The following is a 13164-nucleotide window of genomic DNA, read 5'->3' as shown; positions in this document are numbered from 1 at the left end:
GGGTCCGGCGGGTCCTGACCGGTCAGCCGCTCCTGCGCGGCGCGCGGCACCGGGTCAGCCACTGCTGCGCGTCGGGCCGCGACCCGGTCAGCCGCAGATCCGCCGAGTCCTGACCGCGCAGCCACGCTCCGCCGTGTCCTGACCGGTCAGCCGCCGCTCCTGCGCGCCTGGCAGCGACCCGACCAGCGGGCCCTGACCGCTCAGCCACTCCCCTGCGCGGCGCGGGACACCGGACCAGCCGCTCCAGCGCATCGGGCAGCGACCGGTCAGCCGTCCTCTTGCCCGACGCAGTCCACCAGCGCGAACACCGTCTTGCCGCTGCCGGCACGCGCCCGGCAGCCCCACTGCCGCGAGATCTTGTCCACCACCACCATGCCCCGGCCGCGGTGCTCGCCCAGCCGGGAGCGCCCGTACACCGGTTCGAGCGGCGACTCGTCGTCGACCTCGACCGTCACCGCGCACGGCGCGCGGTGGTGCAGGACCCGCAGCCGGCCGGTGCCCGAGGTGTGGTCGAGGACGTTCGTGACCAGCTCGGTGACGACGAGCTGCACGTCGTAGAGGTGGTCCTCGCCGAGCTCGTGCAGCGCGGCGGTGAGTTCGCGCCGCAGTGCCGACATGGCCGTGCCGGGCCGCACCGGGAGGTCCAGGACGAGGTCCGTCATGGCCGCCGCCGCACCAGCATCAGGGCGATGTCGTCCTGCTTGCCCTGTCCCAGCTCGCTCAGCAGCCGGTCGGCGAGCTCCTCCATGTCCGCGGTGTGCGACACGGCGACGCGCAGCTTCTCCATGCCCTCGTCGAGGTCGACGCCGGGCCGTTCGACCAGGCCGTCGGTCGTCAGCAGCACGGTGGTGCCGGGCGGCAGCGGCAGCACGGTGGCCTCCGGGCGGTCCAGGCCGATGCCCAGCAGCGGTCCCTTGACGTCCAGGTACCGGGCGCCGTCGCCGTCGAGGACCAGCGGGGGCACGTGCCCGGCGTTCGCCACGGCCATCGTGCCCGCCTCCAAGTCGACCAGCAGCAGGCACATCGTGGTGAGGCCGCCGGACGGGTGGAACCGTTCGAGCAGCGTGTCGACCCGGCGCAGGATCTCGGCGGGCCGGTGGCCCTCGACGGCGTAGGCGCGCAGCGTGTGCCGCACCTCGGCCATCACGGTCGCGGCCTGGATCGAGTGACCGCACACGTCGCCGATCGCGATCAGCATCCGGCCGTCGAGCTCGATCACGTCGTAGAAGTCGCCGCCGATCTCGGCGTTGCTCGACGCGGGCACGTACCTGGCCGTCATCGGCAGCTCCGGGTGCTCCGGGAGCGTGCGGGGCAGCAGGCTGCGTTGCAGCGTGAGCGCGAGCGAGTGCTCCTCGGCGAAGGTGTGCAGGCCTTCCGCGGCGAGTGCGGTCGCCTGCGCCAGCTGCCGCAGCAGGTTGCGGTCGTCGGCGGCGGCGACGGAGTCACGTGCGACCGCGATGCAGATCGGCGGCCGGCGTGGCTTGGTGCGCGCCAGTGCCACCGCCACGGGGACCACCGGTCGCCACGGCACACCGGTCTCGACGACCGTGACGCCGACACCGGGGCTCAGCGCCGCCATCCACCGCTCGACGTGGGCGTTGTTGTCGGGCCGCAGCAGGGCGCCTGGCCGGTGCGCCGATGCCGTGGCCACGCAGACCACACCGGACGGTGCGGTGAGGACGGCGGTGGCCTCCGCGTCGAGCACCTCGGCCGCACCGATCGCCGCGGCTTCGGCCAGCGCCTCGAACGTCGTCGCCGCGTTGATCGCGAACGTGGCCGTGGTCAGCCGGGCGAGGCGGGCCGCGAGGTGCTCGGCGAGCGCGCGCGCCCGGTGGTAGCGCAGGGCCGCACCGACGTTGGCCAGCAGCTCGCCGGGGTCGACCGGCTCGGTGAGGTAGGCGTCCGCGCCGCGGGTGAGGCCGGTGATCTTGTCCTCGGGCTCGACGTAGGTGGCCGACAGCATCACTACCGGGATCGAGCTCGTGCGCGGGTCGGCCTTGATCCGCTCGGTGACGTCGTAGCCGCTCATGTCCGGCAGGTGCACGTCGAGCAGGACCAGGTCGAACGACCCGTTCTCCAGCGCGGTGAGCGCCTCGGCCGCGGTGGCCGCCTCGACCACGGTGTGGCCGCTGCGGCGCAGCCAGCTGCACGCGATGAACCGGCTCGCCTCCAGGTCGTCGACCACGAGGACCCGCGCCGGTCCACCGCCCATCGCCGCCGGGTTCATCGGCGCTCCGTTCTGCGCGCGGTGAGCTGGGCGTCCCTGACCGACCGGCCCACGGTCTCCGGTGAGATCCGGGCCTCGTGCAGCATCGCGGCACCGAGACCGTGGACGCTGCGGGCGAGGCCACCGGGGTCGTCGCCGCACACGATCACGACCGGCACGGTCTGCAGCTCGGGGTCCAGGCGCAGCACGGACAGCACCGCGCTGCCGCTCATCAGCGGCGCGCTGGCACCCACCAGGACGAGGTCGGGCTGCCGGGACTTGGCCAGGTTCAGCGCGGAACGGCCGTCCTCGGTCTCGACGACCTCGTCGGCGAGACCGGTCAGCGCCGCACGCAGCTGCGTGCGGACCTCCGCGTCGCCGTCCGCGATCAGCGCGCACGCCACGGGCGCGGGCTCGGCGAGCTGGTCCTTCGCGGTCGGCAGGGTCAGCACGACCTCCGTGCCCACACCGGGCGTGCTGTTCAACGTGAGCGTGCCGCCGAGCAGCTCGGCGAGCTTGCGCGCGTAGGACAGGCCCAGCCCGGTGCCGCTCACGCCCACCTGCAGCGCGTTGGGCACCTGGTAGAACTCCTCGAACACGCGGTCCTGCTCGCCGGGCGGGATGCCGATGCCGGTGTCGGTGACCACGAACCGGAGCTCGTCGGGCCCCGGCCCCGGTTCGGTGGTGAAGTGGATCTCGCCGCGCTTGGTGAACTTGACCGCGTTCGACAGGACGTTGCGCAGGATCCGCACGAGCATCGTCTCGTCGGTGACCAGCGGCGGCAGCTCCGGGATCGGGTCGACCACCAGCCGCACGTCACCGGAGCGCAGCAACGGCCGCACCGCCGAGCGCAGCTGGGTGAGCACGTAGTCGAGCGCGACGGGCGCCAGCCGCGGCCGCAGGCTGCCCGACTCGGCCTTGGCGGTGTCGAGCAGTTCGTTGACCAGTGCGAGCAGCGTCGCCGCCGACTCGTTGATCAGGTCCACGTGGTGGCGCTGGTCGTCGGTCATCGGGTCGCCGCCGGGCGCGCTCAGCAGCCGGGTCAGGCCGACCACGGAGTTGATCGGCGCGCGCAGCTCGTGGCTGATGTTGGACCAGAACCGGATGCGGGCGGCGGCCGCGTCCCGCAGCTCGGCGGACTTGGCGTCGAGCTCGGCGTAGAGGGCGACCACGCCCTGGTTGGTCTGCTCCAGCTCGTCCGACAGCTCCTGGTAGAGCGCCACGACACCGCGGTTGGTCTCCTCCAGCTCGGCGTTGAGCCGTTCCAGCTCCGTGCTCTTGGACTCCAGGTTCTCCAGTGTCTCGAGCAGCTCCTGGTTCTGCGCGCGCAGCTCGTCCAGCGCGCTGGCGCCGTTGCCCTCGCGCAGCTGCCGCAGCACCCGTTCGTCCAGCGCGACCGAGTGGTGCACGTTCTTCACCATGGTCACGCCGGTGGCGGTGATGACGAGCTCGTCCATCAGCCTGCGGGCGGTGTCCCAGCCGGGACCCGAGTCGGTCGTCACCGGGACCTGCCAGGCCAGTTCGACCAGCAACGCCGGCGCCGGCGAGCGCCGCAGCAGGAAGACCGCGGTCGTGCCCACGTCCTGGCGCACCAGCTCCCTGCCGACGTCGCTGAGCGCGGTCGCCACCCGGATCTGGTTCTGCCCGTCGAGCCCGACGGCCGCCGCGACGGCACGGCCGCGCTGACGCAGCTCGAACACGTGCCGTTCCTCGCTGATCGCCAGGCGCAGCAGCTCGGTGGTGGTCATGCCGGTCTGGCCACGAGCACGCAGGCGTCGTCGTTGCGCACGCCGGCTTCCCGCAGCAGCGTCGCGGCGATCAGCACCGGCGGGTCGACGGCCAGGTCGCTGCCGTGGTCGGGGCCCCAGCGCTCGGTGAGGCCGTCGGAGTGCAGCACGACCACCGCCCTCTCCGGCAACGCGTAGTCGAACGCCCTGATCGTGCGGGCCTGGTGCCCGGCCACACCGGGCACCGAGATCATGCCCTGCTTGCGCTCACCGGTCAGCACGGACGCGGCGATGTTGCCCAGCCCGCTGAACCGCACGGTCCGCGCGACGAGGTCGACGTCCGCCACGGCCACCGCACCACCGCGGGTGCCGCGCAGCGCCGCGTGCAGGCGCCTGACCACCTCTTCCGGCGGCAGTGGCGGGAGGTCGCGGAACAGGCGCACGGCGGTGTCGGACGCGGCCGCCGCCAGGGGCCCGTGCCCGGACCCGTCGCACATCAGCAGGGTCAGCCGGCCCGCGCGCCGGCACACCGCGTAGGCGTCACCGCACACGTCCTCACCGCCGAAGGGCCGCGTGACGCCGGCCGCGCTCTCCTCACCCCACTCGGGTGCCCAGCTCGTGGTGCGTGCGAACCGCGCGACCAGCGCGGTGCCCATGCCCGGCCGTGAGGTCATGGCGCAGCTGGTGGCGAGCCGGGCGACGGCGCCCAGCCCGACGCCGAGCGTGCCGGTGGTCGACTGCCCGTCCTGCCAGGCCAGCTCCAGGTCCGCGATGCCGGGGCCGCGGTCCACCGCGACGACCTCCACGGCCGCGTCCCGCTCCCCGCGCAGCGTCCGGATCAGCACGACGCCCTGCCGGGCGTGCTTGTGCAGGTTCGACCCGATCTCGGTGACGGCGAGGCCGATCTCCGCGCTCCTGGTCGTGCCGAACCCCAGCCGCTCGGCCAGGGCGGTCGCCACGCGCCGGGCCCTGCCGACCTGGGCGGTCTCCTCGACCGGCAGCCAGGCCTCGTCCGTCACGAGCGGCAGGCAGTGCGCGGTGGTCACCTCTTCCACTTGACCACCGTCACGACCGTGCCGCGGCCGACCTCGGTGTCGAGGTCGAACTGGTCCACCAGGCGCCGGGCCCCGCTCAGGCCGAGACCGAGGCCGCTGCCGCTGCTCCAGCCGTCGGCGAGGGCGAGCGTGAGGTCGGGGATGCCGGGGCCCTCGTCGTGGAACGACGCGCGCACACCGGCCCGGCGGCCGTCGGTGATCTCCTCGACGCGGGCGAAGCCACCGCCGCCGTAGATGAGCGTGTTGCGGGCGAGCTCGCTGGCCGCCGTGACCAGTTTCGTCTGGTCGACCAGCGACAGCTTCGTCTGCTGCGCATAGGTGCGCACGAGCTGACGGACGCGCACGACGTCGTCATCGCCGCTGATGGGCACCTCTTCCGGCCCTTCGGACCGGGGCGGCATCAGGCGTCCCGCGCGAGCTCGTCGGGGTGTGCGAGCACACCGCGGCGCTGACGACCGAGCTCGCCCAGGATCTTCATCCCGCGTTCGAGGTCGAGCGCGGTGCGCACACCGCCGAGCGTGAGACCCAGCTCCACCAGCGTGATCGCCACGGCAGGGCGCATGCCCACCACGACGGTGTCGGCGTCGAACAGCCGGGAGATCGACGCGATCGTGGCGAACATCCGCCCGATGAACGAGTCGACGATCTCGACCGCGGAGATGTCGATGACCACGCCGTGCGCACCGGTGGCGCTGATCTTCTCGGCCAGGTCCTCCTGCAGCGCGAGCACGCTCTGGTCGTGCAGGTCGATCTGGATGGAGACCAGCAGCACGCCGCCGATCTTCAGAATCGGGACGCGTTCCATCAGCCGACCTCGCGGCGCACGACGTGCACGCCGTCACGGCGCAGCGCGTGCCGCAGGGCGTCGGCGAGCGAGGCCTTGGTGACGATGTCGCCGAACTCGATGCCCAGCGCCACGATCGTCTGCGCGATCTGCGGGCGGATACCGGACACGATGCACTCCGCGCCCATCAGCCTGGCCGCGACGACCGTCTTGAGCAGGTGCTGCGCGACCTGGGTGTCCACCGCGAACACACCGGTGATGTCGATGATCGCGTGCTCGGAGCCGGTCTCGACCAGCATCTCCAGCAGCTTCTCCATCACGACCTGGGTGCGCGCGGAGTCCAGCGTGCCCACCAGCGGCACCGCCAGCACGCCCTCCCAGATCTTCACCACGGGCGTGGTGAGCTCCAGCAGCTGCTCGGACTGCTCCCGGATGATCTCCTCGCGTGCCCGCGCGTAGGAGTCGAACGTCAGCAGCCCCAGCGCGTCCAGCAGCCCGGAGAACGCCATGACCTCGCGGTGCACCTCGGGGTCCGTCTCGTCGCTGGTCAGGCCGAAGACCTCGCGCTTGAGGGAGAACACGCTGGACGCGGTCTCCGTCGGCGTGAAGCCCGCGCGCACCCTGGACCGCGAGTAGTCCTCCAGCAGCGACCTGATCTCGCCGAACTCCGGCCCGCTGACGTCCCTGCCGTCGCTGCCGACGAGCGGCAGCAGCGCCGTGATGAACTCGCGGAAGTCCGTCTCCAGCTCCGCCTTCGTCGACCTTCCGCGCAACAGGGCCGCCACCGCGTCCACCCACCTGCCGAGAAGGGGTTCCGCGTTGGTCCGCAACAGCTCGGTCAAGCGCTGGGCGTGCCCTGCGTCTGCAGTCACTCAAGCCTCCTCAGGCTGGTCGACAACTCCGCAGACAGTAACCGTGCACGCGCCAGGGCCCATTGGGTGGTTACCGCGTTTAGCGAATTTGTCCTGGAGGTAAGTCCTGCGCAACAGCGACAGAGAGGCACCTCTTGGCCATCGGCGGCGACCCTCCTGATACCCCGCACGTCCTGGAGCTGAACAGCGATGTGGCCGACATCGCCGGAATCCGCCGGTGGGCGCAGTCGGCGCTGCCCGAGCTGCACGAGGACGACCTGCTCGACGTCCAGCTGGTCGTGACCGAGCTCGTGTCGAACGTGTACGACCACGGGCGGTTCCCCGCACGGCTGAGCCTGGTCGGTTCCGGCCGGCCGGACGGGGTGAAGGTCGTGGTGGAGGACGCCTCGTCCGCTCCCCCGACGCTCGCGCCGTCGTCGCCGCACTCGGTGAGAGGACGCGGGCTCGTGCTCGTGGACCAGCTGTCCGAGCGGTGGGGTGTGACCCCGCGGGAGCCGGGCAAGGCGGTGTGGGCGGTGGTGCCGTGCCAGGGCGAGCAGTGACCCGCCGTCGCTGCGCCGGCCCGGCCGCTCTCCGGACAAGAGCGTTCCGCGCGGTCGTCACCGGAGGTCGAGCGTCACGTCCGTCAGCGGCGCGCTGGTGCACGTGAGGATCCGGCCCTCGGCCTGCTGCCGCGCGGTCAGGCAGTTCGGTTCCTGCTGGGAGACCTGGCCGCCGAGCAGCGTCACCACGCACTCACCGCAGCTGCCGACCGTGCACGAGTAGGGCATCGGCAGGCCGGCCGCGAGCCCGGCGTCGAGCAGCGTCTGGCCCGGTTCGACCACCGCGGTGCCGGCACCCTCCACGACCATCCGTTGCGGCGTGGCGGAGGCGACCGCCTCGGCCGGTCCGCCGGTGTAGCGCTCCAGGTGGACGTGCTCGGCCGGGGCGTCGATCGCCTGGCGCGCGGTGTCCATGAACCGCTCGGGGCCGCAGAGGTAGAACCGCGGCGCGGGCGACAGGTCGAGGTCCGCGAGCCATCTCCGCACGCCGGGCCTGTCGAGCCGGCCGTCGCGGGAGGTCACGACGTGCGTCACGGAGAACCGGTCGTGGCCGCGCGCCAGGTCGGCCAGCTCGGCGGCGAAGATCGTGTCCTCCCGGCTGCGGTTGCTGTACAGCAGGGCGATGCGCGGTCCGGCCGGTTCGGCGAGCAGGGTGCGGATCATGCTCATCATCGGCGTGACACCGCTGCCGGCCGCGACGAGCACCACGTCGTGGCCCGGCACCAGCCGGAAGGCGCCGGACGGGCCGCGCACGAGGAGGTGGTCACCGGCGGCGAGGCCGCGGTGGACGTGGGTGGAGAACCGGCCGTCCGCGATGTGCTTGACCGTGAGCTCCAGCCGGGGTGAGCCGGGCGCCGACGACGCCGAGTACGGCCTGCGCACCCGGCGGCCGTCGATGTCGGCCAGCAGCGTGAAGAACTGCCCCGGCTGGAAGGAGAACGCGGTGCCGTTCACGTCCTCCAGCACCAGGGTGACGGCGGTGGGCGTCTCCCGGCGCACGTCCACGACGCGGACCTCGCGCAGCGGGTCTTCCGGCGCGGCAGCGGAAGGACGTGCGGTGGGGGCGACCTCGTAGCCCTCCTTGCGCAGGCCCGAGCGGTAGGCCACGTTCGACACCGCGCGCAGCCACCCGGCCGGCACGAGGGCCATGAGCTTGAGCAGGAACCCCGGCTTCTGCCGTGAGTTCAGGGCCAGGTGCCCGCTCGCGACGGCCAGCAGGTCGGGTCCGCCGGCGGGTGCGGGCGCGGTCCACAGCCGGGCGCGGGCCACCGCGTCGCTCGCGGTCAGCTCGGCGGACTCGACGTCGACGAGCAGCGCGGCGTGCGGCGGGATGCCGCGCAACGACAACGGTTCCAGCACGGCGGGGTCGACGGTGATCGCGCCGCGGCCGCGGACGTGCAGCACGCCGGTGCGTCCCGGCACGAGCGCGGCGAACGACAGCCGGTCGTCCTGGAGGAGGTTGTGCAGGGAGTCCGCGCGCTTGTTACCCCTGCGGTCCGCGATCACGAGCGTGTGGCCGTCCAGTGCCCGCGCGACGGTCCGCGACTCCCCGCGCGGGCTGGTGTCGCTGCCGCCGGCCGAGTCCCAGGTGGACAGTGCCAGGAACGGTGCCGCGGCGAGGAAGTCCGCGACACCGGGCGCGGCGAGCGGGCCGGGCGCGAGCTCGGCGGCGGGCCCGGCGGGCTTCGGCGGCTGCCAGAGTCCCGACCGCAGCACGGCTTGGGCGCAGTGCACGTACACCTGCTCGACGTCGAAGACGACCTCGCCGCTGCCGGAGGCGGAACCGTTGACCCGCAAGGTCTCCCCGACGCCGGGCAGCAGGAACACCAGTGACGCCGGTCCGGTGACCGCGCCGGGTTCGCCGAGCGCGAAGGAGATCCGCGTCGGCGACAGCACGCGTGCGAAGCCCGCCCGGCCGCCGACGAACGTGGTCCGGCTCGTGCCGTCGGCGTCACGGTGGCCGAAGCCCGCGATCGGGCTGTGGCGCAGCACGGTCACGCTGCCCTCGTCGAGCACGCGGACCTCCTTCAGCGCGATCAGCGCCGGCGCACGCCCAACGACCTCCTCCACCTGCTCCACGGTGCCGAGCCGATGGGAGGTGTCGCTCACGGCAGGTTTGTTTTCCCAGCTCATGACACTATTGTGAGCTTTTGCTCAGCTCTTGGGTACTCGCTTTTGGAGGACCGCCGTGCCGTCACCGAACCGCAGTCTCGAACCACGTCGCAGGCCCCGGCAGGTCCGCGCGGAGCTCACCCGCGACCGCATCCTCACCGCGGCTGCTCACGTTTTCGTCGAGCACGGGTACGCCGCAGGCACCACCAACCGGATCGCCGAGCACGCCCGTGTCTCGATCGGCTCGCTGTACCAGTACTTCCCGAACAAGGATGCGGTCCTGGCCGCGCTGATGGTGCGGCACATCGACCGCGGCGCTTGGACGCAGGCCGAGCGGCTCGACCTCGCACCGGGCACGCTGGAGGCCACGGTGCGGGCGCTGGTGAGGGACGCGATCGACAACCACGACGAGGACCCGCGGCTGTTGCGGATCATGATCCAGGAGGCGCAGCACTCGCGGGAGCTGGCCGACGCGATCGCCCGCCACGGCGAGCAGCGCGTCGCCCAGGTCCGCGACCTGTTCGCCCGCCACCCCGACGTCGGCGTCGCGGACCTGGACACCGCGGCGGAGATCATCGTGTTCACCGTCGAGGTGAACACCCACCGGCTCATGGCCTTCCCGCAGTCCACGACCGTCGAGAAGTTCGAGAACGAGCTCGTGGGGATGGTGACGAGGTACCTGCGCGGCGACCGGTGAGCGGTCAGGTCACGCCGATCGACCGGCTCCCACGGCCGAGGGCCCGCCCGGTGTTCGCACACGGGCAGGCCCTCGGCCGCTCCTGGAGACGCTCACCCGTCCGTTGTCACGCGCGGACGGCCCCGATCAGCGCCAGAACGAGCGACGCCGGTCCGGTGCCTCCTCCTTCTCCCCCTCGGCGAACTCGTGCAGCACCTGCCGCGCCCGTGCCCACAGCCCGTCCACGTCGGACCCACCGGCGGTGAGCTCGGTGACCAGGCGGTGCAGCGGTTCCCAGGCAGGGCCCTGCTTGCCCGCGACGAGCGTGCCGAGCCGGCTGGCCAGGTCGTCGAGGAGGTCGCGGCGTTCCCAGTCGGCACGGCCCGCGTCCTGCTCCAGGCGCGGCACCTCCAGCGCCGCGATCTCCCGCAGCTCCGCCGTGTCGTCCGCGAACACGGCACCGTGGTTTCCGGCGGTCGCGATGCCGCCGCCACGCAGACTGGCGCGCAACCGGCGGCTTACGCCCGCCCTCGGCGGGACGGGCGGCACCGGTGCACCCGGCAGTGCGGGCGCGTTGGGCGGCACCGGCGCGGGGGGCGGCGGCGCGGGCATGGGCGCACCGGGCGGTATGGGCGCTCCGGGTGACGGGGGCGCACCGGGAGACGGGGGCGCACCGGGAGACGGGGGCGCACCGGGAGACGGGGGCGCACCGGGAGACGGGGGCGCACCGGGAGACGGGGGCGCACCGGGAGACGGGGGTCCGCCAGGCGAGGGAGGTGCGCCGGGCGGCATGGGCGCTCCGGGTGATGGAGGCGCGCCAGGTGACGGAGGTGCTCCGGGTGATGGAGGTACTCCGGGTGACGGAGGCGCTCCGGGTGACGAGGGTGCGCCAGGCGAAGTGGGTGCGCCGGGCACACCGGGTGACGTGGGGCCTCCGGGTGGCATGGGTGCGGCGGGCCGCGAAGGCGCGTCCGGCGGCACGGGTGCGCCCCCCGGCATCGGCCCACCGGGCGGCATGGGAGCACCGAGCCGCGGGAAGGCGGCCGAAGGCGCGGCGAAGCTCATCGCACCCGCGGGCCCGCCGTACCCACCGCCGGCCATCGGCATCGGCGGCGCGGCGAGGTCCCACCCGGCGGGCTGCTCGACCGGCTGCACCACCCGGTGCACGCTGCCGTCGGACACGACCCGCTCGTCCACCGCCACGAACGCCGTGAACCGGCACAGCACCCCGAACCGCAGCGATGTCCGGACGATCTCCGGTTCCAGCGCGCGTTCGCCGGTCGCGTACCGGTCCTCCAGGTCGCGCAACGCGGCACGGGCCCACTGCGACCGCACCGCGGCCTCGGTGTGCTCCAGCACGGCGACCGTCTCCTCCCAGGAGGAACCGTCGCGGGTCCGGCCGCGCACCGTGAACGACTCCGGCGCCGCCCCGCGGTACCGGCCGAACGCGACCAGCGGCACCCCGGGGAAGATCGCGGTGGGCAGCTTCGGCAGGTCGGACGACGGCGCGACCACGACGTCGGTGACCACCGGCGCGCCGATGCGGCGCTGGATGTGCGTCATCGCCTCGTCCAGGCGGTCCTCGCTCTCGACCAGCTCGCACCGCCCGGCTCCCCGCGCGGCCAGGCGGCCGAGGAAGCCCGCGTTGACGGCCGAGTCGATGCCGACGGCGTGCACGCGCGTGCGGTGCAGGAGCGGGGCGATGTCGCGCAGGAGCTGGTCCTCGTTGCCGACCTGCCCGTCCGTGACGAGCACCAGAACCGGATCGCGTTCCTCGCTCGTGCGGGCGAGCAGGGTGAGGCCGGTCCGCAGCGGCTCGACCATCTCGGTGCCGCCGCGCGCCTGCACCTTCGCGAGGTGCTCGACGGCGCGGAACCGGTGGCGGTCGGTGGCCGTGACGAGACCGGTGCCGAGCTCGGCCGGGTGGTCGACGCGGTCGTCGAAGGTGAGCACGGCGAACGTGTCGTCCGCGGTCAGCGTGTCGACGATCCGGGCGGCCGCGCGCCGTGCGGCGACCATCTTCCAGCCCGACATGCTGCCGGAACGGTCGAGCAGCAGCACCACGTCACGGGGACGGACCGGCGTCTCCAGGTCCGGCGGCAGCACGGTGAGCTGGTAGGTGCCCTCCTCGGCGTCGGCGTCGGGCACGCACACGACCGCGGAGCTGTTGCCCGCGTAGGCCAGGCGCAGCACGAAGTCGCGGTCGACCCGCTCGCCCGGCACGACCGACACCGTGTCACCCTCGGCCACGACGGTGTGCAGGCTCGACCGCACCTCGCCGAGCTCCAGCCCGGCCGGGTCGACCCGCACGGTGATGCCCAGCCGCACCGGGTTCGGGAAACCGGGCAGCAGCACCGGCGGCGTGATCCGCGAGGCGTCCGGGACGAGGTCGGTGTCCTGGGCGTACCCGTCACCGACCGACGGCCCTGGCAGCGGCGTGCCCGGCACGTACCGCGGCGCCACCACGAGCGGGAACCGGAACGTGGCCGCGCCGTCCTCGAACACCAGCGGCCCGACCAGGCTCAGCTCGACGGTGACCCGTTCGCCGGCCGGGATGTTGCCGACCCGCATGGTGAAGACGTCGGGCCGTTCTTCCTCCACTATGGACGCTCTTCGGCCCGACGCGATCGCGTCGTCGTAGGCCTGCCGCGCTTGGCCGCGCTCCTGCAGCTCGGCCTCGACGGTCCGTTCGCCGGCGGTCATTTTCATACCGGTGACAGCGGCGCGGTCGGGCAACGGGAACACGTACGTCGCTTCGAGCGCCGAGTCGTGGGTGTTCACGAAACCGGTCGTCAACACGACGCGGCCGACCAGACCGGTGATCGTCGCCCGCACGTCGAGGCGCTCCAACGGCAGGTTGCCGCGCTCGGTGCGCAGCGCGCCGACACCCGCGTCCTCGCTCGTCCGGCCGATGCGCTCCCCCTCGGCGGGCTTCATCGGGGCGACGGTGAAGGTCATGGCGTTTCCCTTTCGTTCGTGAGCAGACCACGGGCGGCGAGCAGGTCGAGCAACGGCCGGGCGGCGACCGCGACGTCCGCGAGGTCGGCGGCCGTGGGCGTGCCCGGCACCAGGACGACCGCGCCTCCGCCGAGCGCGATGCCGTTGAGCGGGGTCGGGTGGATGGGAGGCGAGGGCGGTGCGGGCGACGCGGGGGCGGGCGGCGCGGGGGCCGGAGGTGGCGGCGCGGGTG

The 13164-nt window shown here is 73.3% G+C and carries 11 protein-coding genes and 1 pseudogene; 2 read left to right on the top strand and 10 right to left on the bottom strand.

The window, feature by feature from the left end:
• Positions 1–266: 266 nt before the first annotated feature.
• The 7 genes from ADL03_RS20530 to ADL03_RS20500 are packed head-to-tail and all read right to left on the bottom strand — an operon-like array spanning position 267 to position 6644.
• A complete protein-coding gene (locus tag ADL03_RS20530) occupies positions 267–662 on the bottom strand; it encodes an ATP-binding protein (protein ID WP_053735129.1) in 396 nt (131 codons plus the stop codon).
• On the bottom strand, positions 659–2227 hold the full coding sequence (locus tag ADL03_RS20525) for a fused response regulator/phosphatase (RefSeq protein ID WP_053735128.1): 1569 nt from the start codon (positions 2225–2227) through the stop codon (positions 659–661). Before ADL03_RS20525 ends, ADL03_RS20530 begins: the two co-directional genes overlap by 4 nt.
• Entirely contained in the window at positions 2224–3954 is a 1731-nt protein-coding gene (locus ADL03_RS20520; RefSeq protein WP_053735127.1) for an ATP-binding protein, read from the bottom strand. Before ADL03_RS20520 ends, ADL03_RS20525 begins: the two co-directional genes overlap by 4 nt.
• Positions 3951–4988, bottom strand: coding sequence for an ATP-binding SpoIIE family protein phosphatase (locus ADL03_RS20515; RefSeq protein ID WP_053735126.1), 1038 nt, complete (start codon positions 4986–4988; stop codon positions 3951–3953). Before ADL03_RS20515 ends, ADL03_RS20520 begins: the two co-directional genes overlap by 4 nt.
• Complete coding sequence (locus ADL03_RS20510) at positions 4976–5389, bottom strand: ATP-binding protein (protein WP_053735125.1); 414 nt, start codon at positions 5387–5389, stop codon at positions 4976–4978. Before ADL03_RS20510 ends, ADL03_RS20515 begins: the two co-directional genes overlap by 13 nt.
• Complete coding sequence (locus ADL03_RS20505; protein ID WP_053735124.1) at positions 5389–5793, bottom strand: STAS domain-containing protein; 405 nt, start codon at positions 5791–5793, stop codon at positions 5389–5391. Before ADL03_RS20505 ends, ADL03_RS20510 begins: the two co-directional genes overlap by 1 nt.
• A complete protein-coding gene (locus ADL03_RS20500; RefSeq protein WP_157528999.1) occupies positions 5793–6644 on the bottom strand; it encodes an STAS domain-containing protein in 852 nt (283 codons plus the stop codon). Before ADL03_RS20500 ends, ADL03_RS20505 begins: the two co-directional genes overlap by 1 nt.
• 134 nt (positions 6645–6778) lie before the next feature.
• On the opposite strand from ADL03_RS20500, the gene ADL03_RS20495 reads away from it, so the two are divergent.
• On the top strand, positions 6779–7186 hold the full coding sequence (locus ADL03_RS20495) for an ATP-binding protein (RefSeq protein ID WP_197288505.1): 408 nt from the start codon (positions 6779–6781) through the stop codon (positions 7184–7186).
• A 57-nt stretch (positions 7187–7243) separates the two neighbouring features.
• Here ADL03_RS20495 and ADL03_RS20490 read toward each other — a convergent pair whose 3' ends face one another.
• A complete protein-coding gene (locus ADL03_RS20490) occupies positions 7244–9319 on the bottom strand; it encodes a 2Fe-2S iron-sulfur cluster-binding protein (protein ID WP_053735121.1) in 2076 nt (691 codons plus the stop codon).
• Positions 9320–9374: 55 nt separating this feature from the next.
• Between ADL03_RS20490 and ADL03_RS20485 the strand changes: the two genes are divergently transcribed.
• On the top strand, positions 9375–9995 hold the full coding sequence (locus ADL03_RS20485) for a TetR/AcrR family transcriptional regulator (protein ID WP_053735120.1): 621 nt from the start codon (positions 9375–9377) through the stop codon (positions 9993–9995).
• Positions 9996–10121: 126 nt separating this feature from the next.
• On the opposite strand, the gene ADL03_RS20480 is transcribed toward ADL03_RS20485, so the two are convergent.
• Entirely contained in the window at positions 10122–12932 is a 2811-nt protein-coding gene (locus ADL03_RS20480) for a VIT domain-containing protein (protein ID WP_053735119.1), read from the bottom strand.
• Positions 12929–13164 (bottom strand): annotated as a pseudogene (locus tag ADL03_RS48515) (hypothetical protein); the annotation flags it as partial. The gene ADL03_RS20480 and the pseudogene ADL03_RS48515, both read right to left, overlap by 4 nt.

Origin of the sequence: Nocardia sp. NRRL S-836, from assembly GCF_001279525.1 — a bacterium.
Taxonomy (GTDB): domain Bacteria; phylum Actinomycetota; class Actinomycetes; order Mycobacteriales; family Pseudonocardiaceae; genus Lentzea.
The sequence above is the reverse complement of the archived record's forward strand: the minus strand, read 5'-3'. Positions and strand labels throughout refer to the sequence as shown.